Below are 22,063 nucleotides of genomic sequence, written 5' to 3'. Positions count from 1 at the left end.
CAAGGAGTCTTTCCATGATCCTGATCACCGATCCACTGCGCGCACGACTGCTCGCCAATAGCGCCGCCGACGCCGACATCGACCATTTTCCCGTTGTGAAACTGTTTAATCCCACAGGTGCCGCCACGTGGCTTCTGAGCCAACTCGACGCCGATGGCGACACGCTGTTCGGCCTTTGCGATCTCGGCTTCGGCTTCCCCGAACTCGGCAGCGTCAGTCTGGCCGAGCTTGCATCCGTAAAAGGTCCGCTTGGCCTCGGCATAGAGCGCGACCTGCATTTCCACGCGCGCTTTACGCTCTCCGTCTATGCCGAAGCCGCCCGCATTTGCGGCCACATCACCGAGGCCGAGCGACTTCTGCGGCAGGCAGCAGACGCCCTTTCAAAGCCCCATTCCGAGCTTCCGCCCGACACGGCGGAACAGCAGCGCCGATAGGGGCAAAAACCGTCCCGCCGCGCCGGCCTTCGGCCTCTGCGGCGGGACAACCTCAACCAAAGCGAAAGAGAGTAACCATGCAGCTTGCCCACATCCCCTTGGATCAGCTCAATATTTCCGCGCTCAACATGCGCCATGGAAAACGCGCGCCCGACATATCCGACATCCTGCCCTCCGTGCGTGCGCGCGGCGTGCTGGTGCCACTCCTTGTGCGGCCCAACGGCCAGCCGGAAACCTTCGAGATCGTCGCCGGCAGGCGGCGCTATTTCGCCGCGAAATCGCTTGCCGACGAGCGCGGCGAAGGCGATCCCTTGCCCTGCGCCATCATGGAGGATGGCGACGACGCCGATGCGCTGGAAGCCTCGCTGATCGAAAACCTCGCCCGCCTCGATCCTGACGAAGTCTCGCAATGGGAGACGTATTCGCGGCTCGTCAGGCAAGGCCGCACCGTTCCAGACATCGCTGCGACCTTCGGCATCACTGACCTGAAGGTCAAACGCATTCTGGCGCTTGGCGACCTCTTGCCCAAAATCCGCGAAGCCTATCGCCGCGAGGAGATCGACGCCGAGACGGTGCGCCATCTCACCATGGCGTCCAAGGCGCAGCAGAAGGACTGGCTGGCACTCTGTGCCGATCCCGATCAATACGCGCCGCGTGGCTTTCAATTGAAGCAATGGCTGTTCGGCGGCCAGTCAATTTCCACCAAGGTGGCGCTGTTTGCCATCGAGGAGTATCCCGGCCTGATCACCTCGGACCTGTTCGGCGAGGACAGCTATTTCGCCGATGCCGACCTGTTCTGGCAAAAGCAGAACGAAGCGATTGCCACCAGACGCGACACATATCTCAACGACGGCTGGAGCGAGGTGGTGCTGCTGGAACCGGGCCAATATTTCCACGCATGGGACCACGAGAAGACCCCGAAGAAGAAGGGCGGCAAGGTCGTCATCACTGTCTCGCATCGCGGCGAGGTCGAGTGTCACGAGGGCTGGCTGTCACGCAAGGAAGCGCGCCGCGCCCGCGAGGGCGGTGAGCAAGAAGAAACAGCCGCCAAGCCGCCGCGCCCCGAACTCACCGGCCCGATGCAGAACTATGTCGATCTGCATCGCCATGCTGGCGTGCGCGCGGCCATGCTCGACCATCCCGCCGTGGCGCTGCGCCTCGTGGTGGCGCACGCCATCACCGGTTCCGGCCTGTGGCAGGTGCGCCGTGAGCCACAGCGCGCAGTCAACGAGACGGTGACTGCCAGCCTTGCCGGCTGCAAGGCTGAAGCTGCATTCGGCAAAAAGCGGCGCGAAGTGTTGGCCCTGCTCGGATCACCGGATGAGGATGGCGTGGTCGCCGGCGGCAATGGCGACGCCTTTGCTATCGCCGGCGTGTTCGCGCGCCTCTTGGCGCTGTGCGACGACGATGTCATGCGCGTTCTCACCCTTGTCATGGCCGAGACGCTTGCAGCCGGCAGCACCGTCATCGAGGCGCTCGGCAACCATCTGAACGTCGATATGGGCACATGGTGGCAACCGGACGATGCCTTCTTCGACCTCTTGCGCGACAAGGAAATCGCCAATTCGATGCTGGCCGAGATCGGCGGCAAGCTGGTCGCGGACGGCAATGTCGCCGAGAAGGTCAAGACGCAAACGAAGATCATCCGTGACTTCCTGGCGGGCGAGAACGGCCGCCAGAAGATTGAGACCTGGCTGCCGCGCTGGATGAAATTCCCGGCCGAAAGCTACACCAGCCGCGGCGGCTTCCGCACCGCCGATCAGTGGACACATGTGCAGCCGCTGTTCGTGCGCGAATGAACCGATTAGCCTCAAGCGGCGGTTCTTTCGAGTGCCGCCGCTCAGGTCGCGCGCGCCGCTCCGGACCGCGCCGGCTGCCGATCGGTCGTCTTGTCGAGCCGGTGCCGCGCGCGAGAAATCCCGACGCCAACTCGCCCCATTTCGGCAGCCCTGCACCACGCCGGGTTGCTTGCCGAGGCGCTCCGCGCATGGGGCCAATTGTCCGATCCGGTTGCCGACAGAGCCCGCGCAGCCAGCCCCCTGCATTGCCGCCCGCTCTTGTGCCACCGATCGCGCCACCTGTCTCCATGGTGTCTCAGGACCATTCCACTGCGGCTGGCTTGACGACCTATGGGCGGATCCGGCCCGCCCGAAACCCTCGCCAGCAGCTTTTTTCCCCGCCGCCTGCGGCGGCTTCCTCGCGCCGCTTCGCTTCAAAAAAGCTGTCCGCTCGGGTCCTCCGCTATCGCTGCGGCCGTCCCGGTTCCGGCGGTCCGGACGCGCCCATCACGGTCCGCCATCGCAGGGGAATGGTCCCCTGCGAGCACCAAAGGAGACTGAAAATGACCGCGATCGGATACGTCACCAAACAGGAAAACGGCGGCTACAAGGGCCAGCTCAAGACGCTCAGCGTCCGCGCCGACATCGACATCGTGCCCAATCAGGCAAAGAGCGCCGACACCCATCCCGACTTCCGGGTGCTGACGCAAGGGGTCGAAGTAGGGGCCGGCTGGATCCGCACCGGCGAGACCTCCGGCAAGGACTATGTGAGCCTGTCGATTGCCGCCCCGGAGTTCGGTCCGCGCAAGCTCTACGCCAATCTCGGCCGCGCCGCCGGCCAGGATGACGACGACACATACGCCATCATCTGGAACCCGGTCGACTGAACCGCCAGCCTCGAGCCCCGCGCCGCAACCGGCGCGGGGCTCTTTCGGGAGGGGGCGGCGAAAACTCGCCCCCCACTCTTCGCCCGTCCCCGAAACGATCTCGCTCGCCGATCCTCGCCTTCGCTTGTCCGTAGCGAAACGAGGATCATCATGGACGACGAAAACGAACGCGCGGCCCGCGCCAAGAAGGGCAGTCCGTTTCTCAACACCGCGCAGGCCGCCTTCTATATCGGGCTGTCCCAGCGCACGCTGGAGAAGATGCGGCTCAAAGGCAGTGGCCCGCAATTCCGCAAGCACGGCCGCTATGTCCGCTATCACATCGACGAGCTCGACGACTGGTCGAAGGGACGCGCGCAGGAGACCCGATCCGAGGATGGCGGGCACGATTCCCGCTCGGCCGGTGAGGGAGGCCGCTCATGAGCCGGCGTCCCACTATCCGTTTGATCGGCAGCCATCTGCGACGCATTCGGGCGCGCAAGACGATCGCCGTGGCCACAATAGGCCTCGGCCTGATCGGCTTCGCCGCTTTCGACAACCCATCGCCCTGGCTGGTCTGGAACGCCTCGGCGAGTGCGCCGGTCGGCCTCTATCGCGTCGCGTCCGGATCGCCGGCTCGTGGCGATCTGGTGCTCGTCCGCCCGCCAAAACCGGTCGCCGATCTCGCCGCCGAACGCTTCTATCTGCCCAGCAATGTGCCGCTGGTCAAGCGCCTTGCCGCGCTGCCTGGCGAGCATGTCTGCGCCTTCGGCGACGCCATCATCATCGGCGGCGAGATTGTCGCGCGCCGGCTGGCAACCGACACGCAGCACCGTCCGCTGCCTTGGTGGAATGCCTGCCGCAAGCTCGCCGCCACCGAGGTTTTCCTGCTCGGCAACGATAGAAACCGCTCCTTCGACAGCCGCTATTTCGGGCCGGTGCCGGCCGAAAATATTGCCGGGAGGCTCGTGCCGCTATGGACCGAGTAACCCTCCTGATGCTGGGCATGGTCGCGATAGCGCCATGCGCCTGTTCCGCCGCGACCGACGCTGAGCCGGCCGCCATCTCCCGTGGTCCGCAGCTCCAACGATGGCAGCCCTTGGTGGCCGAAGCAAGCCGGCGATTCAGCATTCCACAGCCCTGGATTTATGCCGTCATGGATGCCGAAAGCCGGGGGCAGACAATGCTGGACGGACGGCCGATCGCCTCACACGCCGGCGCCATTGGCCTCATGCAGGTGATGCCCGACACCTACGAGGAGATTCGCGCAGAGCTTGGCCTGGGAGCCGATCCGCACGACCCTCGCGACAACATTCTGGCAGGCACTGCCTATCTGCGCGCCATGTATGACCGCTTCGGCTTTCCCGGCCTGTTTGCCGCCTATAACGCTGGGCCGGACCGCTACGAACAGCATTTGCAGCGTGGGCGACCGCTGCCCAGCGAGACGGTTTCGTATCTGGAAGAGCTCAAGGCTGCCGGGATTTCGGCCGCCGACATGGACGCGTTCACCGGCAAATCCCGTTCCGGAAAAGCGCCGGAAATCCCGTCCGGGCAGTCGCTGTTTTTCCTGCGAAACGGTGTTTCCGCGACCGATCCGAATGGCCAAATTGTGGTGCCGCTCGGATCGGAGCGAGCAAGGTCAGACCGGCCGGATCGCAGGTGAGGGCAGGGGTACCGTGGGTCGGGCCGGGCAGGGAGGCAGGTCCGGGAAGGCAAGATAAAGGCATCGCCTCCTGGAGGCGGCGAAGTCTTTGTCTGCACATCGTTTTTCATGGAGGCTGCCTTCAGCGTCAGGAGAGCTTCTGCCGACAAACAGTTGATTTTGCGCAAGATTACTAGGAGGCTCAATGCAGGATGAAGAGTTCAAGCCGAGCCTGGGCAAAATCGGATCGCGCGGCTCGAAGGCAGGCAAGCGTTTCGCCGGCCAGATCCGCGCCGCGATCAACCGAGCCGGCGGCGGCAGCGGTCGCCGTGGCCGCTTCATCGGAAGCCGGGCGGGGCGCGGCGGGGCTGCTGCCGCCGTTCTCAGAGCGCGCGACCGCCACGCGGCGTTTCGGCAGCGGCGCGCCGTCGTCAAGGCGCGTATCGTCAAGCTGGCCGGCAAGGGTGTTGACGGGGCACGTGCACACCTTCGCTACCTCCAGCGCGACGGCGTGACCCGCGAAGGGGAGCCTGGCGAGCTCTATAGCGCCGACAGCGACCGCGTCGATGGCAAGGCGTTCATCGATCGTGCCGATGGCGACAGGCATCAGTTCCGCTTCATCGTCGCACCTGAAGACGGCATCGAGTATGATGACCTGAAGCCGCTCACGCGGCGCCTCATGGCGCAGATGGAAGAAGACCTCGGCACCAAGCTCGACTGGGTGGCTGTCGATCATTTCAACACTGGTCATCCGCATACCCATATTATCGTCCGCGGCAAGGACGACCGCGACGAAAACCTCGTCATCGCGCGGGACTACATCTCGTCTGGAATCCGTGAACGGGCGGCCGAGCTGGTCAGCCTCGACCTTGGCCCGAGAACGGACCGCGAGATCGAGCAACGCCTGCGCCAGGAAATGGAGCGGGAACGCTTCACCAGCATCGATCGGCAGCTGCTCCGCATGCGCGACCATGAGGGGCATATCTCACCGGCCAGCCGAGACACGTTTCGCCAGACGCTGCACCAGGGCCGCCTGCGCAAGCTCGAGCGGATGGGTCTGGCTGAGGAAGTCGGCTCGGGCCGCTGGCGCCTTGATGGCGAGCTTGAAGCGACACTGCGCCGCATCGGCGAGCGGGGCGACATCATCAAGACCATGCACCGCGAACTGACCGGCAAGGGGCTCGCCCGCAGTGCCGCCGACTATGTTGTCCATGATCGATCTGCAGAGCAGATGCAGCCTGTCGTCGGCCGCATCATTGCGCGCGGCCTGGCCGACGAAATCACTGACCACCATTACCTCGTCGTCGACGGCGTGGACGGCAAAAGCCACTATGTTGATATCGGCAAAGGCGAGGCCACCCAACCGACGCCAGAGGGCTGCATAGTGCGGGTCACGCCGAGCGACACCGGGCCAAGGCGAGTCGACCGCACAATTGCCGAGATCGCCACAGCCCATGACGGGCGCTACAGCATCGATATCCATCTCAAGCATGACCCGTCGGCCACCGAACGCTTTGCCGAAACGCACGTGCGGCGACTGGAGGCGATCCGCCGGGCGACCGGTGGTGTCGAGCGCGAGCCGGACGGCACATGGACTATCGCGCCGGACCATCTCGACCGCGTCGCGGGCTACGAGCGTCAGCGAGCGAGGGCCGAGCCTGTTGTCGTCGACAAGCTCTCATCAATGCTGCTGGAGAGCCAAGTCAGCTTCGACGGCGCCACCTGGATCGACCAGGAGCTCGTATCAGCTCATCCTGAGCCCTTGCGTGACTCTGGGTTCGGTCGCGAAGTACGTCAGGTCCAGGCCCGTCGACAGCAGTGGCTGATCGCGCAAGGTCTCGCGCATGAAGCCCAGGATCGGGTCATCTATCGCGCGAACATGCTTTCGATGCTGCGCCAACGCGAGTTGAACCGCGTGGCCGGCCAGTTGTCGAACGAACTCGGTCTGCCCTATTCTGAAGCCCAGAGTGGAGATCGAATAGAAGGCACGCTCCGCCGCTCCGTCGAGCTCGCCGGCGGAAAATACGCTGTCATCGAGAAATCGCGCGAGTTCACGCTGGTGCCATGGCGGCCGGTGCTTGAGCATCATATCGGCAAGGAGGTTTCCGGCGTCGTGCGTGCAGAGGGGATTTCATGGACCATCGGCCGGCAGAGAAGCGGACCAAGCATTTCGTGACATGGCCTACACAACTTCTTTTGCCCGCTCGGCGGCAGGCCGGCGCGCAGACCTGCCGCTTCCGGAGGCGCTACGCGCGCGGAGCTAGTGGCCTTTGTCGGCCAGCCAGAGGCTCACGTCCTGGATCGAGCGCATGAGCACCGACGGATTGTCCCGCGCGGGAATGAAGCCCCAGCTCTGCCAGTAGCGCTCTGCCTCGGCGTCGATCGCCCGCACCACCACCGCGCGGCCGCCGACGATGTCGGCGCCGGCGACGCAGCGATACAGCGCGTCCTTGACCAAGCCGCTACCGACGCCTTGTCCGGCATAGCGGTGGTCGACGGCGAGTTGTCCGATCAGCAGGCAGGGGATCGGATCGGGCGGGCGTCCGGTGCGGATGGCGCGCGGTGCGCTATTTGGCTGGATCACGCCCGGCGCGAGGCCGTAATACCCGACGACTGTTCCCTCGTCGTGAACGACCAGGACGCGGGTAAACCCGCGGGCCTGGTTCGTTCGCGCGAAGCCGGCCAGCCAAGCATTGAGCGCCGGCTTGCCGCAATCGAAGCTGTCGAGGCGGTGTGCGTGGTCGAGGAGTTCGATGCCTGAAAGCGCCACCTAGCGGTCCCAGGGCGGGGACCGACGCAGCCGCTCGGCCGCCTTCGCCGGGGGCGCAGCGGCCGGGGCTGAGATCGCCTGCATGAAGGCGTCATAGGCTTCCGGGGACACGCGGATGACGGTTTCGTTGAGGATGGCCGCCTGCGCCTCGTGCAGCGCGGCGCGCCGCATGAACTCCGTGCGCGACAGGCCGAGCAGCTCCGCGCCGCGGTCGATGATGGTGAGATCATCGTCGCGAAACCGCATCGAGACGGGTGCTTCCTTCCTGGTGGGTGTGGTGGCCATGGCGCGCTCCTGTGCTGCGGACGTATATACGTTAGTGTAACGCGGAACGCAATACTTCGTTCCCTGGCGACGTCTCGTGGCGGATGGTCTCAGGATTTCTCGCCGCATCGGTTCTTCTCGGCTTCTCGCCCCAGTCGCCATTGCCGCAACCCAGAGCAAGGTGGCTTTGGTCAGCTCCGGCGGATCAATTACGGCTTAGAAAGCGCATTTGTTTTTGGCGGCCGGATGAGCGGGTCCAGAAGCGAAGTCGCTGCCATGACTGTCGCCGGACGAGCCCCGGCTATCCCGAAGCTGATGAACATCTGACGCGATGGCGACTTTCGGGCCGTCACGCCACAAAGGAGGAACGGCTATGAAGGCTGGGCGGCGGCACTTTCATTCTCAGGCGCCGCTCTATGCCACCTGTCGGCCAATGTGACATCGCCACTGCGGTCCTTCGAACAAGTCGATTCGATTCTGAATTTCGGCCTTTAGATGATTGTAGCGATTGAATCAGCGACAAGGGCTGGGCAATCGCGGTTGTGGTGACCGCGAGCCACTAAGCTTGTGCCGTACCCTTACAATGATTCATCAAGGCGTTTACCTCGGCAATCACGAGATCCGGCGTGATGTCGAACTTGCATCGGACTTTGACCGGACAATGCCGCACTTGGTCCAGACCACATCCGCGACATTCAATAACACTCATAAGCATGCTGACCAAGGGACCTCGAAACCCCCAAATCTCCGGTAGATGTGACGCCGTGAAAATGCCGATAGTAGGGCGGCCAAGCTGGGCAGCGACATGGCCGGTGCCTGAATTGTTCGAAACGACGAGGGCGGCCGAATTCACGAGACAATTGAATTCCAATTCTGACAAGTCGACAGCCGTCCGAATGTTCGCGGCCCCACGTTCCCTAGCTATCTTCGCAACCTCCTCAAGCGCTTCCAGGCATTCGCCACGGCCAACGAGGACCACCTCACCACGGGTCGAAAGAGCAGCGACAACTTTGCCAAAACTTTCAATCGGCCAATCTCGCAGGCTGGAATTGGAGAACGGAGCCACGACAATCGGGGCATTGCCTGTAGTCGAATTCTGTGGGTGACCCGCTCCGCTTTCGAAATAGGCAGCTGCCTTTGCGACCAGAAAGAGGAGGATTTCTGACACATGCTGGAGACGCACCTGCTTACGGTCAATGAACCAATCAAGCCATCTACGGGGGATTTTGTTAGCAAGCCCTATTTTTTGGACCAGCTTGTAGAAAATGGTTCTGCGCAGTTTCAGATTGAATGGCGCTATCGCAATATCGATCTGATGCATGCTGTACGGATCAACTATCGCCGCACGGTGCCTGGCGGGAACTTCAAGCAAGATCGGCCTTGTTTCTTCCGGAACACGCATATCAATGGCAAGATCAAACTCGCCGGTCAGCAGCGGCCTTATGTCCGCGGCTTCTTTGCGCGTTTTGACTTTTGGGTTGCGAGGAAAAAAGTCAAAAGCAACGTGATCGTCGGCGAGGTCGAACTGTTTTGCAGTAGCGATGTTCCAGCTTCCCACCACCAGCGTAATGTGGGCATGCGCAAAACGCTGACGAAGGTCCTTTAGAGGCCCTAGAGACATCCAAAAGTCGCCGACATGATCAAGCTTGAGGACCAAAATTCTCATCCTTGCGCTTGACTGTTCCGGCTCTTCCCAGCTGCGGTATATAATTTGATTGCCGTCGTGCTTTGTAAAATATGCCATTGCCATTCCGAAGATTATACGGTCAACACTGATAGCCCGGTGACGCGTGTGTAGGTTGGAGTGCTCCCCACTTTGTCCGCGTCTCCGCAAGAATTCTGCCATCAGATCCAAGCCGCGCTCCAGCAGGAGTTGTTGGGCGAAGTCTGCATCTCTAGCGATGGTAGCGCGCCAAGAAAGCCAGCTATGTCCCGACCCGCAATGTGAGGGGCTTCGTCACGGTCTCGCATGCAGTGAGTTCGGCAACGCCGAGTAGACGGTGATCGCCAAGCCGCCGTCCCCAGATCTCGGAGCATAACGGCAGTGGCCTCGCTCTTTGGTCGATGCTGATCCTGAATGCGACCGTCGCCGCCGGCGACGACACCGCCGGCCGCATTGACCGTCTCGGGCACGCCCTGTCGCTGTGGTCCCGCATCACGGTCGCTAGCAAGAACCCGCCGCAGCCGCTTTTTTCTGCGCGTCCGGTCGTCCAAGGTGAAGTGGACGAATCAACCCTGTGATGAAGTCGACTGCCTGCCAGCGGTGAGGTGGCAGGCGGCATCGATGAACACCATTATTCGCCGAGCTTGGATAGCGGCACCTCTATCACGCTGAGAGCCTGTTATGCTGGTCCAGCGTTTGATCGCAGTCTTGATCCATGCGAGCAGCTTGTGAGGGATGCAATCGAACGAGGCGCTGCTCCCACAGCCGTCGCAGGCCCTCCATCAGAGCTTCACGCTTAGCCTGATCCGGCGCAATTGTATTGAGGAGATCTCCCAACACGGCTTCGCCCTCAATCCGCATCAGCAGATTAAACAAGTCGTGTGAAATTCGTACACTGTCACTGCTGAAGTGGGTCGTGCTGATCTCGCAGTGAGTCTCCCGACGATCTGGCGCTTTGTAAGCGCGGGTTTGATGGAGGGACACATAGGGCGGCAACGAAACCGCAAGCGCAGTCCAATCCTGCAGCGTTGCAGCCCGCTTTTTTACCAGGAAGGGCCCGACCACAAGTCCATCCAGCTCTGTCGTCAGAAAGGTGGCAATCGCGTCTGCAACCGAATCCACGATCGGTTCGGCATTGTTGTTAAAGGACGTATTGAGCAGAATTGGAGTGCCTGTGCGCTTCTTGAACGCATTGATGACCTCCCAGTACGCGGGATTGGCGTTGCGCGATACTGTTTGCAGGCGAGCGGTACCGTCGACGTGCGTGATGGCACCGAGCAAGGCGCGCTTTGAGTCACGCACGCGAACGACGAAATTCATGAATGGAAATTCGTGCCTACCGTCCGGGAGGTCGAAAAATTCGCTCGCATCCTCCTCCAGCACAGATGGCGCGAAGGGCCGATAGCCTTCGCGCTTCTTGACCATCGCATTGATCCGGTCCTTGTTTGCGGCGGGCCGAGGGTCGGCAAGAATGCTGCGGTTGCCCAGCGCACGTGGCCCAAACTCCGAACGACCCTGCACCCAGCCGATCACGGCGCCGTTGGCGATCCAGTCGGCTGCACTGCTTGCCACGTCATCAGAGCGTTCAACCTCGAGATGTCCGGCCCATGCATTCAGTTCCTGTTGCACGGCGCGCTCGCTCCCGAGATCAGGACCCCAATAGACCCCCTGCAGTCGCTCACACGGCGCGGGGCGGCCCATCTCGTTAGAGACTATCAGCGCAGCTCCCAATGCGCAGCCAGCGTCGTGAGACGCGGGTTGCACGAAAATGTCTTCGAAAAGCCCTGAATACAGCAGCTTACCGTTCATCGTGCAGTTGTGGGCCACCCCCCCCGCCAGGCACAACCGCTTCATGCCGGTGGCCTCACGGTGATGCCGGAGAATGTGGAACACGATCCGCTCAAGCGCTTCCTGCAGTGACGCACTCACATCTCGATGCTGCTGGGTGAAGGGCATTCCCTTTCGCCTGACCTCGATATTGCGGAGCAACGCCGGACCGATGCGGTCGAGGTGAACACGGTAGCCACCGCCGTTGGCGGAGAGCTCGTAGAACTGCTCGAAGAGCTCGCGATAGGGAGCGGGGTCGCCGTAGGGCGCGAGTCCCATTACCTTATACTCGTCGAACAAGCCGTAGCCGAGATAGCGGATCGTCTCGAGATAAAACAGCCCAAGAGAATTGTTCTCGGGGAAAGCCTCGAGTTGCGTAATTTCTGTGCCAGACCCTACCGCTAAGAGGCCCGATAGGAAATCACCAGAGCCATCAATCGCTAGAATGAGACTTTGTTCGAAGCCCGACATTGCAAAGGCGCTCACGGCGTGCGCCTGATGATGACTTACGAATGAAATACGCGAACTGTCCAACTTAGTGCCGAACTCACGCGTTAACAGATCCTGCACCAACGTTTTAGCATCCAACGGAATGGAGAGAATGTCCGGGTGGGATGCGGACATACCTTCAAGCATGGCGTTGGCATAGGGCTCGCTGGCGTAGAGCGCGACACGATCAATGTCGTTGAGCTGAACCCCCGCCGCTGACAGACAGTATTGAATCGAACGAATTGGGAGCTTGTTGGAGTGTTTCATCCGATTGAGGCGTTCCTCTTCGACGGCTGCTATCACCCGTCCGTCTCGGACGAGCACCGCGGCGCCATCGTGCATAAAGGGGTTCCGAAGCTCGAATCGGTTTTCATGGACTTGGTCAAGTCCGCCGCTAATTCCTAGACACAGCATTTCTTTCTCCACATAGTGACGGGCAAGCCAAATTGGCCTGCCTCAGACCGTTTCCAACTAAATAGGCCGCGTTGTCGCTTGCAGCTGCAACCGCCTGTCAGGCATCACCGGCATCAAAGAACGCCTCATAAGGGTCCGCCTGAATCAACATGAGATGCTTCGATCGTGGCGCCTGCCATTCCATGACGCCGAGAGCTTGGCTGGATCATCGAATCTTGAGCGGCTGCTGACTTGCATGCCGGCGATGCCGTTTTCATCTGCAGCACGAACTTGTGACGCGGGCTGCCTATATCCTTGCGAAGGGGCGGCTGTTGACGAATAATGCCGCGCCGTGAACTGGCCCGATTTCATTCCCCGAAAGACCGTCGCACAGGCGACTGACATGTGCTGCACTGTCCGCCTGCTTCCCGGTCGCACATCCGATAACGCCTTCGCTTGTGCAGGAGGCCGCATCGCGTCATTCGTCGGCCAAACATGGCACCGACTGGAAGCCCGGCAATACCGCGTAGATGTAAAGTGCGCTGATGTTGTATGGTAGCGCTGCCGGCCGGGTCTCCAATCCTCTGCCCAAACGAGCGGACTGCCTGCGGCAAAAAGCCCGCCACAAGCAGAATCGCGCTGGGCAGCTGGCTCGCCTGCAAGACTTCGCAGCTCAGGAACATTGGGGACGACTAGCGTCGAACCGCCGACATGATCGGCCAGTTGCAACTCACTTCTCGGCACGACCTCCACTGCACGTCAGGGCGCATGGAAGATTTTCTCCTTTGGATGGGTGACCGGTGCGGACGTGCTTTTGTCCATGCAAGATTTCCGAAGAGTTATGAAATCGTTTGTTTCGATCAAAGTCATCCACGCTATGAATAGCTGCCGGACATGCGCTTCAAAGGGGCTTAGGCTTCCCGGATGGCTACTCCGATTCGAAGCGCGTGGCATTCCATGCGCTCTATGACAACATTTTTCAGCAAAGGGTATGAGAGCAAACCCACACTTCTTTTTCAGAAGTCGCTTCGAAGCAGCCGAGGCCTTGATGGGCTTCTTCACCAAGTTCGGCGATGGTGCCGCAGACATTCTTCCTCTTTCCGGGCTGAACAAGCGCAGAGTTCGCGCCTTGGCAGTGTATCTGGGCGCTCCGTCTGATCTTGTTGAAAAGATCCCGACCGCCGACCTGGAGAACCTCGTCCCGGTCTCACATACGATGAGATTGACGACTTCCTCGAAGGCCAAGAGATCAACGAAGCGGCGCACAGGCGTATACTTCATGCGCATTCCAGCACAGCCCATAAGCGAGCGCTTCCCGTCACAACGATTGCCATGGCGGGTTCGATATTTAGGCATCGGCAATAGCGTCTCAACATACACGATCGATGGGCTTGCCGCAGTTAGGCAGCTAGCGGCCTGAATTACCGCTGGAGCGAAGCGCTGCTCTTTCAGCCCGCATGCGGTCATGAGGTTGACAGTGTCGGCACGTATCGCCGAGGCCGGCACGCGAACTCATTCTCCCTGAATGCCTGCTCTATCGATCTTCCGCAGCGTACCCACTTGACCGGTCGCTTCGACATTCCAGGCACCTGGATTCTAGCCGATCCTTGCCGCTCTCCTTCGGCCGGTCGCAATGCTGGACGTGCGGCCGTTACGCGATGCAGAGCTGGTTGTCAGATGCGTGATGCGAAACGTGAGATGCAGCTCCAGTTTTGGCGATGGCGGGCTCGCCGCATTGTTGATATCATCCGCACAGAACAGGCGCGCAAATGACATCGGATTCAGAGAAGGCTGAGGCGGTCGAGCAGCTGCTTGATACACCTGACCTTGCAACCGCACTGGAAAGCGAACAGTTCAAGAAATTCCTCGACCAGGTGCCGATCGCCATAGCCGTTTCGGACCTTGCCGGTGAAGAGCGCGTGGTCTACGCCAATCCGGAATTCGAGAAACTCTCAGGCCTGATGGCCGCCAGGCTCACCCAAGAAAACTGGGCGGCCCTTTTAGGCACGGGCCTCCATCAGCAAAAGGACAGGCCGCTAGCCGAGGCGGTGGTCGAGGGAACCGATTTGGTCGGCACCTTCAGGCTGGAGCGCGGCGAGGACAAACCCGCGATTGTCGACGTTTATTCCAACGTGATCGAAGACGATAACGGCAAGGTTTGCTTCCGGCTGGTGGCGCTGGTCGACGTATCGGCTCACGGCGAGGCGGGAGATCAGCGCTCGGTGGAGGAGCGTGTCAGCGAGAAAGACACGCTGCTGCGCGAACTGCAGCACCGGGTGAAGAACAACCTGCAGATGATCACCGCGCTGATCCGGCTGGAAAGCCGCAACGCGACCGAGGCCGACCGGAGACGGTTTGAGCGGCTTGCCGGTCGCGTCGACGCTCTGGCGATCCTCTACCAGACGCTAACGGCCGACGAGCCGAAGGAGGAGGTCGATCTTGGCGTCTATCTCAGCCAGATCGCGTCCGCGGTGATGAGCTCGCATGCAGTCGAGGGGATCCGGCTGGATATGAAGGTGGATACATATCCCGTGTCAATAAACGTCGCCATGCCGGCCGGGCTGGTCGTAAACGAATTGCTGACCAATTCACTAAAGCATGCGTTCCGGGGCCGCGATGGCGGCACGATAACACTGCACAGCGTCGTCGATGGCGACGGCTGCCGGGTTATAGTGGCGGACGACGGAATCGGCCTGCCGGAAGGCGAGGTGTGGCCCAAACCAGGCAAGCTCGGAGCGCTGATCGCGCGATCGCTGACCGAGAACGCCAAGGCGCAGCTAGCCGTCGAGTCCAGCGCCAACAAAGGAACGAAGGTGACCATCGTTTTCAAACGGTCGGCGGCAGCAAGCTGAACGGTTGCTGTCGAACTAGCAGGCTGGCGGCTGGCTTCATGTCGCGGCTTTGAGCAGGTGGCTGCAAATAGGCTAGGTCGCCCTTCACGGCCTGCTTCACATGGTCGAGGTCTTCCATTATGCTCCAGGCTTGCTGCTTCCGACTTCGGCGGCCAGTCCATCCCCACCTAGCGGAAGGCACTCCCGCCTGATTACGTTGCGGCTTGAGTCTTGACGGCGGGGGCACCTGACGCCTTCGCGCTCATCACGCGCGGGCCGGCAATTCAGCAGCGAGTCATCGCTTGGCCAATCTTGCCGAGGACGAAGGTCTAACCTACAAATAAAATTGGTCCGACTGTTCGTGGCCGGAGGTAACCGCGAATTTGCGCTATCGGGACAGGAGAGCAGTGCTGTAGGCAAACCGCGATGCGTGCATTCGTTCGATTGGTTCTACGATTATCCTGACGCCTGGGGTGACCAGTTGCACCAGTATTTCCTACTACGCGCAATCTTTGTAGGGTCATGTGCAGATCATCGCGGCCCGCCAAGACATCGGAAAACTGATCGACGATCCTTCAACCCCTGAGATATTGCGCGCCCGAATGGCATCGGCGGCCGCCACATAATAGTTTGCGGCAAAGACGGCCGCGATCGAACGGCTGAGGACGCGCTCGCCAACAGATTGCGCGACAGACGATGGGGTGGATACCGCGGATACGACGCCTGGTTCGATGCTCCGATCAACAACGCGAAGCTCGCCGCGACTTCCGTCTACAGCGATTCGGTTCAAAGGCTTGGCGCGTTGGACAAAGCTCGCCGCGCCGAAGCGCGATGCATAGAAGCCGGGATAGTCGCCCGAACACAAGTCGAACAAGCGGAGTGGTCGACCGTTTCGTCCTCCCCGGGGACGAGCCGGTTGCTCTGGCCTGGGGCGACCTGATGGGTCTTGCGGAGCACCGTCTCCAGCATGGCGATCAGGTCTTCGGGAAGTATGGCCTCATTCTGCACAGACGGTTTTGCATGGCTGTTACGGATGCCGGCGGGCACGGTGGCGATATGGCGGTCCTTTCGATCGAGCGGCTCGCCACGCTGCGTATAATTCCACGCCAGGGAGGAGAGACGGCGCTCGATCGTCGCCACAGAGTTTGGTTTCTTGTCTCCTGTAACCTTTCTGGATGCACAGGCCGTGATGTAGAGGCCGACGGTCTGCGGATCAGGCGGCAACACATCCGAGGTGCTGCCGGCGCGCCCAGGCGCAAAAAATCCGCTCTCGACCGAGCGGCGTCAGACCGGTATTCTTATGGATGTTCATCCGGTCCCCCTGGAGTCACTGAAGCTTCGACAATCTCAGCTTTCCCGGTTCGGACCGGATGGACAAGCTACTGAAAGCTCACAACTAGCTACCAATGCGATCAGCTTTCGGGCTATCGGGCGCATCCAGGGAGGATGGGTATGTTCTTGGCTAACGGGCTCAAGCTGCGGGACCGCGGGTGCACGCTGGCACTGATGTTGGCGATCATATGTGTATGTGCGCCTGCACTGGCGGCAAACGCGTCGGATCAGGCGTGCCGGTCCATCGCCAAGCTCAAAATTCCAAGCGTGATCTTTACCGAGGCTAGCCTTCAAAAGCCGCAGGAGATCCCCGCAGATCCCTTCACTGCATTCACCGGCGCCTCGCCTCAGGCGGTAAAAGTGGGCGGGCACTGCCTTGTCCGAGGTGTTATCGGGAAACGCCAGGGGGTCGATGGTCAATCATATGGCACCCGGTTTGAGGTGCGTCTTCCGACGACCTGGAACGACATGTTCCTTTTCCAGGGCGGCGGCGCAGTTGATGGCTTCCTGGCGCCGGCCGTCGGGACCATTCCTTGCCGGAACTCGACCGCGGCTCCCGGGCTCTTGCGCGGCTACGCTGTTGTAAGCATGGATGGCGGGCACCCAAGCCCCGATCCGGCTTTCGGGGTCGATCAAGCCGCACGCATTGATTTTGCGTACGCCTCCATTGGCAAAGTCACTTCGGTCTCGAAGCAGGTGATTGCAAAGTTCTATGGGGCGGCTCCGAAAAAGTCGGTGTTCATGGGATGCTCGAATGGCGGTCGTGAGGCGTTGATAGCGGCTCAGCGATATCCGCTCGAGTTCGACGGCATTGTTGCAGGTAGCCCGGGTTTTCGTCTCAGTGCCGCCAACATTGCCGAAGCCTGGGATACTCGCCAGTACATGAGCATCGCTCCCAAGGATGAGGCCGGCCATCCCATTCTATCCCGCGCCTTCTCCCAGCAGGATCTGAACATCGTCGCCAAGGCGGTTCTCGCTGCCTGTGATGCTCGCGATGGCATTGAGGATGGCGTCATCAACGCCTGGCAGCAGTGCCGGTTCGACCCAAAGGTCCTGTCCTGCCAAGGCGATAAGACGGACAGCTGCCTCACGGCTGGTCAAGTGCAGGCCATGAGCCGCGCGTTCGCGGGTCCGGAAAGCTCCGATGGCGAAAAGCTTTACAGCGATTGGCCATATGATACGGGCGTTGCGGGCGCGGACTGGAGAATGTGGAAGCTGGGCAATTCCCCCACTTCCCAGTCGGATGCAAATAACATCGTTCTGGGAGCCCGCTCGCTTCAATACTACTTCATGACGCCCCCGGCGCCGAATTTTGACCCCCTGAAGTTCGACTTCGACAAGGATCCGGCACGCGTTGCGGATACGGCCAAGCTCAATGATGCGACCGGCACGTATCTCGCCAGCTTCGCTGCCCACGGTGGAAAGCTGCTCTTGTTTCAGGGACTTTCCGATCCGGTCTTCTCAGCCAACGATCTGGTGCGCTGGTACAAGCAAGTCGTCGAGGTCACAAGCGGCGGCGATTTGGAAGCGACTCGCCGTTTCGTGCGCATGTTCATAATCCCGGGGATGACCCACTGCGGCGATGGCCAAGCCTTCGACGACTTTGATCCTTTGGCCGCCATCGAGGGCTGGATAAACCAAGACAAGGCTCCGGATTCTCTCGCGGCTGGCAGCAAGGCATTCCCCGGCAAGCACCAGCCGATCTGCGCTTATCCCACTCAAGCTGCCTATGGCGGTAAGGGAAATCCCGATGAGATCGCGAGCTATTCGTGTCGGGGATAAGAGACCTCGTCATTTGTTCGCTTCAATCTGCGCGCATTCCCGGAACAGGTCTCCCGGACCAAGCATCGGTTGGAAAAGCTAAACCCGGAATTTGTGGGCCGTGCCATAACGCAGTTGATGATCATGCCTGACTACGAAGCGTCGGCCGCCGATAGTCTGGACACAGCGCTCGCTGTGCTCGATGAGGTAATTGTTATCGCCTGAGATCTGACCGCCTCATCCCAGCGGACAAAACGGGGGCATCAGAGCCCGGACGCCTTGGTGAGATTTACGCGGAAACGATCGCGCCGGCGCTGATAATTTCGCGTCATCTCCGCGGAGGCATGGCCGAGCTGTTTTTGCACATAGCGTTCGTCGACCTCGGCCGACGAGGCGAGGCCGGCGCGCAGTGAGTGGCCGGCAAATTTCTTGGCCCGTTCGCCCTCCGACAGATCGCCGCGCACGCCGGCGGCGAGCGCCGTGCGCTTGACCAGGCGTGCGACCTCTTGGTCGTTCAAGCGATCGGCACCGACGGCTCTGCCTTGACCAGCAACGCGCCGAAACAGCGGTCCGTGCGCAATGCGCGCCAGTCTTAGCCAGGTCTGCAGAGCGACCACAGGGCAGGTGGCGTCGGAGGAGCCGCGGCCGATTTCGACCTCGCGCCAGCCGGTTTTGCCGCGCAATGTGACAAGCAGACCCTTATCGGCAAAAATCTCGACCCAGCCGCGCCCGTCCTCGGTCTGATCCCTGCCGACGTCGAGGCCGACGATTTCGGATCGGCGAAGGCCGCCGGCGAAACCCAAAAGCAGCATGGCGCGGTCGCGCAGACCACGCAGCGTGCCGCGGTCGAGGGTCTCGAAGATGCGATCAGATCCTCGGGCAGGACCGCTTCCTTCTGCCGGGGAGGGGAGGCGTGGGTGTTTCGAACGCCAGCCATCACCGTGGCGATATGCCGGTCCTTGCGGTCCAGCGGCTGGCCGCGTTGGGCAAAATTCCAGGAGAGCGACGAAAGCCGGCGCTCGATGGTTGAAACGGTGTTGGGCTTTTTGTCGCCAGTGGCCGTACCTGACGCGCAGGCGGCGATATAGAGCCCGACGACCTCAGGATCGGGCGGGAACATCTCGATGCCTTGGCGCCGGCACCAGCTCGAAAAATGCTTCCAGTCGGCTGCGTAGGCGCGGCGCGTGTTGGCCGAACTCGCCGCCTCGATATAATCGCGCGCGCGGCCGGCGAGCGCCTCAAGCTGCGCAGGCAGGCTGGGATTGGCAATGGCTGGAAGGGGAGGGGACGAGGCTAGGTCGGCATCGCCCATCTGCATGACGATATCGATGATGTCGGGCAAAGCCGCGGCGCTTTGTGTGTGAAGCTTGTCCGAAATTCGTAGCATATTTCGGACATCTTGACCGTCACTTCGTCCGAAATCGGACCACAGATTTCGGACAAAGCCCCGGCATCAACCCGCCAATATCTCGATCTGCCGTCGCCGCTGCAAACGTCGCCTGTGAGAGGCGAGCCGCCTCTAAACTGGTCGTATATCCCGATTAATAATAAGAATGTAGTCAACTTCCATATTTTAGAGGGCACGCATGCTGCCACTCAACCGGCCTGATCACCACACAAAGTGAGGAAGAACCTGGTTAGGTGCAAAGCGACAATTGCCTCGACAGCGGGTCCCGGAAGGTTTATGCTGCCCAATCTTACCGCAATCCGAAATGGCGATTGAGTACCTTCACGAGTGAAGGGATTCCCGCGGTCTTAGAGATGAGTTGTCGAATGGCGCGAAGTCGCACAGAATCGCGAAGTCGCACAGAATCGTGTGTTTGATACCGATCAGGATCGCGAGCTATTTCAGGCGCAGAGAGGTCTTGCGCCCGATGCACGAGTTGCTCCCGGTCCAACGGAAGTGAATGGGGTGGAACTGCTTTGTCGACCAAATTGTTGACGGAACGTCCGGCGCCCATTGTTGCTACATGTCTGGATTCTTGGGGCGTTTTGGATGATGCAATCCACCATCTCACTCCAAAGGGCAGTGGAATCTGGAACAATGTCGCTTTTGTACGCAGGACATCCTTCGCGCCCGATTGGCATATTGTCTTTAACTCTGCTTCTATTTTTGGGCTCCCTGTTGATATCGAGGCGAGTCCAAACAGGACAATTTTTGCAATCGGCGAACCGCCGACGAAAGCTCATCGCGCATTTCATGAAGGGCAAGGGAAAAATACCATCGTCCTGACGTCTGACGCAGAGCTGGCTGCTCGGCAGAATGCAGAGCGCCGATTCGTTTTGTCTCCACCTATCACTCGGTCTTGGTCTGTAACAAAGACATATGACCAACTTCTGGTCAGCGAAGTCGTGGACAAGCCGCTTCGGCTCTCATGGATTACCAGTAACATCGCCCTGCTTAAAGGGCATCGATATCGGCTGGCGTTTCTGGAACGGCTGAGAGAGGAGCTCGATTTTGACCTGTTCGGCCGAGGTTTTCGGCTGATTGGAGATAAATGGGACGCACTCGCACCGTACCGTTACAGTATAGCTTTCGAGAATACTCGTGCTGATTACTATTTTACAGAGAAGCTTATGGACTGCTTCGTTGCTGAAACAATGCCGATCTATTACGGCAGCCCGGCAATCACGAGGTTCTTCCCTTCCGACTCAATGGTTCTGATTGACCCAGAGGACAAGAACGTAATCCAAAAAATTCAAGAAATCATCGACTCGGACCTCTGGAAGGAGCGTCGCGGCGCAATACAAGAGGCGAAGCGGTTGGTTCTTGAGAAATACAATACGTTTGCTTATCTCGCGGGCTTCATCGAAAGCGTTCACGATAAACCCTTACCGCCGGAAGTTATACACATCGGTTCGCCTGCGGTCGATTTTGGGACAGACGAATGAAGTACTCCAACGCTCGCTTCGCGTGCCCGGCGGTTGGTGGTCTGGCGAGATCGGTACGGAGCGCTCGGCGGAGAATGCCTACCTGCGCAGACGGGCCGGCACGGGCGCACGAGGTCATGCGCCCCCGGCTGCCGCTGATCAGACGAACTGGGGAAGGCCAGGAACGGAATTGAGGACCTCGTCCACGAGTTCGTCGCCGGCATGTTCCTTGGCGAAGGCGATCGTCTCGTTGGCGATGGCGGCGATCTTTAGAATGCTGAGACCCTCACTCATCAATTGCTGGCCGAGCCCCATGAGGCCGCCTCCGCCCTCTGGGTCGTTGCCATGATACTTCGCCACTAATTCCGAAGCTCCGGGAATGGCCGCGATCATGCGCGCAACGGGACCGTCGGCCGCGTGGCGTTGCAGGAAACCCAGCATTAACCCAACGGCCTTCTCTGCGAGAGCCGGGCCGATGCCGGCACCAGTGGCGATGCGCGATAAGAATTCTTCCATGGCAGGGTTCGTCTCTCTTTAATGAGGTTTACACGGGGCCGGTCCGGCGCCCAAAGCGCCCTTGGCCGAACCACAATTGAACTCCACAAAAATAGGCCGGCGGAAGTGCTATTGCAACTGCGCGTAAAACCGCCTCTGTCAACGCAAGCTGCGTCGGACGTGCGTATTTCGCAAAAACGGGACAGTCGTTCCGCTAAATCGCGGACAGCAGTTTCACTAATTCGCGGACAGCAGGATGGGGTCGGCGCTCGGTTGCCTGGTTGAAGTCATTTGCGATTGATTTCGCCGTTTTCGGCGCCGGTCAAGGGCGGCGGTGTTTTTTGCTTTCTCATGCTGTCGCCTTCGAGGGTGATGCGATGGGCGTTGTGGATGATCCGGTCGAGAATGGCGTCGGCTATTGTCGGCTCCGCGAATGCTTCATGATGCACCTTTCCTTGATCGCCTGGTCCGTTGCAGTCGGCGTTGAAGTTGATCGATCTGGTCGCTGGAAAGGTTTCCGCTTGGCCGCGGGCGTCACCATTTCTTTCCCACAAGATCCTTCAATGCGGCATTGTCGAGCATGGCGTCGGCCAGAAGCCGCTTCAGCCGCGTGTTCTCGTCCTCCAGAGCCTTCAGTCGCCGAGCCTCGG

General features: G+C 60.5%; 17 protein-coding genes and 5 pseudogenes. 13 read left to right on the top strand and 9 right to left on the bottom strand.

Annotation, left to right across the window (positions count from 1 at the left end; genetic code table 11):
* The first annotated feature begins 14 nt into the window (after window positions 1-14).
* The 7 genes from NKH01_RS31230 to rlxS all read left to right on the top strand — a co-directional run bounded on the left by NKH01_RS31230 (window position 15) and on the right by rlxS (window position 6,893).
* On the top strand, window positions 15-434 hold the full coding sequence (locus NKH01_RS31230) for a DUF2958 domain-containing protein (protein ID WP_353024144.1): 420 nt from the start codon (window positions 15-17) through the stop codon (window positions 432-434).
* Between the two features lie 77 nt (window positions 435-511).
* Window positions 512-2,233: a ParB/RepB/Spo0J family partition protein gene (locus NKH01_RS31225; protein ID WP_353024142.1), complete on the top strand. Its 1,722-nt coding sequence runs from the start codon at window positions 512-514 to the stop codon at window positions 2,231-2,233.
* A gap of 542 nt (window positions 2,234-2,775) precedes the next feature.
* On the top strand, window positions 2,776-3,099 hold the full coding sequence (locus NKH01_RS31220) for a DUF736 domain-containing protein (RefSeq protein ID WP_023672372.1): 324 nt from the start codon (window positions 2,776-2,778) through the stop codon (window positions 3,097-3,099).
* Between the two features lie 150 nt (window positions 3,100-3,249).
* Window positions 3,250-3,519 (top strand): helix-turn-helix transcriptional regulator, encoded by a 270-nt coding sequence (locus NKH01_RS31215; protein WP_352618491.1) that lies wholly within the window; start codon window positions 3,250-3,252, stop codon window positions 3,517-3,519.
* Entirely contained in the window at window positions 3,516-4,064 is a 549-nt protein-coding gene (gene lepB / locus NKH01_RS31210) for a signal peptidase I (protein ID WP_352618488.1), read from the top strand. Before NKH01_RS31215 ends, lepB begins: the two co-directional genes overlap by 4 nt.
* Window positions 4,052-4,738: a lytic transglycosylase domain-containing protein gene (locus NKH01_RS31205; RefSeq protein WP_353017599.1), complete on the top strand. Its 687-nt coding sequence runs from the start codon at window positions 4,052-4,054 to the stop codon at window positions 4,736-4,738. The genes lepB and NKH01_RS31205 overlap by 13 nt, the downstream gene beginning before the upstream one ends.
* A gap of 184 nt (window positions 4,739-4,922) precedes the next feature.
* Window positions 4,923-6,893 carry a relaxase/mobilization nuclease RlxS gene (gene rlxS, locus NKH01_RS31200; protein ID WP_353017601.1) on the top strand — a complete coding sequence of 657 codons (1,971 nt, stop codon included), beginning with the start codon at window positions 4,923-4,925 and terminating at the stop codon, window positions 6,891-6,893.
* Between the two features lie 84 nt (window positions 6,894-6,977).
* On the opposite strand, the gene NKH01_RS31195 is transcribed toward rlxS, so the two are convergent.
* From NKH01_RS31195 to NKH01_RS31185, 3 genes are all read right to left on the bottom strand, one after another.
* A complete protein-coding gene (locus NKH01_RS31195; RefSeq protein ID WP_352453588.1) occupies window positions 6,978-7,487 on the bottom strand; it encodes a GNAT family N-acetyltransferase in 510 nt (169 codons plus the stop codon).
* Window positions 7,488-7,772, bottom strand: coding sequence for a type II toxin-antitoxin system TacA family antitoxin (locus NKH01_RS31190; RefSeq protein WP_352453587.1), 285 nt, complete (start codon window positions 7,770-7,772; stop codon window positions 7,488-7,490).
* Window positions 7,773-8,310: 538 nt separating this feature from the next.
* The gene (locus NKH01_RS31185; RefSeq protein ID WP_352453586.1) at window positions 8,311-9,495 is read right to left on the bottom strand and encodes a glycosyltransferase family 9 protein; all 1,185 of its coding nucleotides are present in this window, start codon (window positions 9,493-9,495) and stop codon (window positions 8,311-8,313) included.
* A 320-nt stretch (window positions 9,496-9,815) separates the two neighbouring features.
* Between NKH01_RS31185 and NKH01_RS31180 the strand changes: the two genes are divergently transcribed.
* Complete coding sequence (locus NKH01_RS31180) at window positions 9,816-9,992, top strand: hypothetical protein (RefSeq protein WP_353017603.1); 177 nt, start codon at window positions 9,816-9,818, stop codon at window positions 9,990-9,992.
* An 85-nt stretch (window positions 9,993-10,077) separates the two neighbouring features.
* On the opposite strand, the gene NKH01_RS31175 is transcribed toward NKH01_RS31180, so the two are convergent.
* Entirely contained in the window at window positions 10,078-12,144 is a 2,067-nt protein-coding gene (locus NKH01_RS31175; RefSeq protein WP_353024156.1) for a carbamoyltransferase family protein, read from the bottom strand.
* A gap of 1,012 nt (window positions 12,145-13,156) precedes the next feature.
* Here NKH01_RS31175 and nadE point away from each other — a divergent pair.
* The 3 genes and pseudogenes from nadE to NKH01_RS31160 form a co-directional block, all read left to right on the top strand.
* A pseudogene (gene nadE, locus NKH01_RS31170) lies at window positions 13,157-13,488 on the top strand (NAD(+) synthase); the annotation flags it as partial.
* Window positions 13,489-13,892: 404 nt separating this feature from the next.
* On the top strand, window positions 13,893-14,975 hold the full coding sequence (locus tag NKH01_RS31165) for a sensor histidine kinase (RefSeq protein ID WP_352474131.1): 1,083 nt from the start codon (window positions 13,893-13,895) through the stop codon (window positions 14,973-14,975).
* A gap of 661 nt (window positions 14,976-15,636) precedes the next feature.
* A complete protein-coding gene (locus NKH01_RS31160; protein ID WP_352453904.1) occupies window positions 15,637-15,894 on the top strand; it encodes an aminopeptidase in 258 nt (85 codons plus the stop codon).
* Between the two features lie 2 nt (window positions 15,895-15,896).
* Here NKH01_RS31160 and NKH01_RS31155 read toward each other — a convergent pair.
* A pseudogene (locus NKH01_RS31155) lies at window positions 15,897-16,215 on the bottom strand (integrase); the annotation flags it as partial.
* Window positions 16,216-16,406: 191 nt separating this feature from the next.
* Here NKH01_RS31155 and NKH01_RS31150 point away from each other — a divergent pair.
* Window positions 16,407-18,068, top strand: a complete 1,662-nt coding sequence (locus tag NKH01_RS31150) for a tannase/feruloyl esterase family alpha/beta hydrolase (protein ID WP_352493621.1) — start codon at window positions 16,407-16,409, stop codon at window positions 18,066-18,068.
* A gap of 242 nt (window positions 18,069-18,310) precedes the next feature.
* Here the strand turns inward: NKH01_RS31150 and NKH01_RS31145 are convergent.
* Window positions 18,311-19,434, bottom strand: a pseudogene (locus NKH01_RS31145) (site-specific integrase).
* Between the two features lie 536 nt (window positions 19,435-19,970).
* On the opposite strand from NKH01_RS31145, the gene NKH01_RS31140 reads away from it, so the two are divergent.
* Window positions 19,971-20,939: a glycosyltransferase family 10 domain-containing protein gene (locus tag NKH01_RS31140; RefSeq protein WP_352453731.1), complete on the top strand. Its 969-nt coding sequence runs from the start codon at window positions 19,971-19,973 to the stop codon at window positions 20,937-20,939.
* A 138-nt stretch (window positions 20,940-21,077) separates the two neighbouring features.
* Here NKH01_RS31140 and NKH01_RS31135 read toward each other — a convergent pair whose 3' ends face one another.
* From NKH01_RS31135 to NKH01_RS31125, 3 genes and pseudogenes are all read right to left on the bottom strand, one after another.
* Entirely contained in the window at window positions 21,078-21,434 is a 357-nt protein-coding gene (locus NKH01_RS31135) for a hypothetical protein (RefSeq protein WP_352453730.1), read from the bottom strand.
* 266 nt (window positions 21,435-21,700) lie between these two features.
* Window positions 21,701-21,856 (bottom strand): annotated as a pseudogene (locus NKH01_RS31130) (ATP-binding protein); the annotation flags it as partial.
* Between the two features lie 71 nt (window positions 21,857-21,927).
* Window positions 21,928-22,063 (bottom strand): annotated as a pseudogene (locus NKH01_RS31125) (IS3 family transposase); the annotation flags it as partial.

This window comes from Mesorhizobium sp. M1403 (genome assembly GCF_040317695.1).
Classification (GTDB): Bacteria; Pseudomonadota; Alphaproteobacteria; order Rhizobiales; family Rhizobiaceae; genus Mesorhizobium.
Note: the sequence above shows the minus strand (reverse complement) of the source record. Positions and strands in the feature narration are given on the sequence as shown.

What these genes read in the sequence shown, in the direction of transcription:
- NKH01_RS31230 (WP_353024144.1), top strand. Translation starts at nt 15, where the DNA reads ATGATCCTGATCACCGATCCACTGCGCGCACGACTGCTCGCCAATAGC.
- NKH01_RS31225 (WP_353024142.1), top strand. Translation starts at nt 512, where the DNA reads ATGCAGCTTGCCCACATCCCCTTGGATCAGCTCAATATTTCCGCGCTC.
- NKH01_RS31220 (WP_023672372.1), top strand. Translation starts at nt 2,776, where the DNA reads ATGACCGCGATCGGATACGTCACCAAACAGGAAAACGGCGGCTACAAG.
- NKH01_RS31215 (WP_352618491.1), top strand. Translation starts at nt 3,250, where the DNA reads ATGGACGACGAAAACGAACGCGCGGCCCGCGCCAAGAAGGGCAGTCCG.
- lepB (WP_352618488.1), top strand. Translation starts at nt 3,516, where the DNA reads ATGAGCCGGCGTCCCACTATCCGTTTGATCGGCAGCCATCTGCGACGC.
- NKH01_RS31205 (WP_353017599.1), top strand. Translation starts at nt 4,052, where the DNA reads ATGGACCGAGTAACCCTCCTGATGCTGGGCATGGTCGCGATAGCGCCA.
- rlxS (WP_353017601.1), top strand. Translation starts at nt 4,923, where the DNA reads ATGCAGGATGAAGAGTTCAAGCCGAGCCTGGGCAAAATCGGATCGCGC.
- NKH01_RS31190 (WP_352453587.1), bottom strand. Translation starts at nt 7,772, where the DNA reads ATGGCCACCACACCCACCAGGAAGGAAGCACCCGTCTCGATGCGGTTT.
- NKH01_RS31185 (WP_352453586.1), bottom strand. Translation starts at nt 9,495, where the DNA reads ATGGCATATTTTACAAAGCACGACGGCAATCAAATTATATACCGCAGC.
- NKH01_RS31180 (WP_353017603.1), top strand. Translation starts at nt 9,816, where the DNA reads ATGCTGATCCTGAATGCGACCGTCGCCGCCGGCGACGACACCGCCGGC.
- NKH01_RS31175 (WP_353024156.1), bottom strand. Translation starts at nt 12,144, where the DNA reads ATGCTGTGTCTAGGAATTAGCGGCGGACTTGACCAAGTCCATGAAAAC.
- NKH01_RS31165 (WP_352474131.1), top strand. Translation starts at nt 13,893, where the DNA reads ATGACATCGGATTCAGAGAAGGCTGAGGCGGTCGAGCAGCTGCTTGAT.
- NKH01_RS31150 (WP_352493621.1), top strand. Translation starts at nt 16,407, where the DNA reads ATGTTCTTGGCTAACGGGCTCAAGCTGCGGGACCGCGGGTGCACGCTG.
- NKH01_RS31135 (WP_352453730.1), bottom strand. Translation starts at nt 21,434, where the DNA reads ATGGAAGAATTCTTATCGCGCATCGCCACTGGTGCCGGCATCGGCCCG.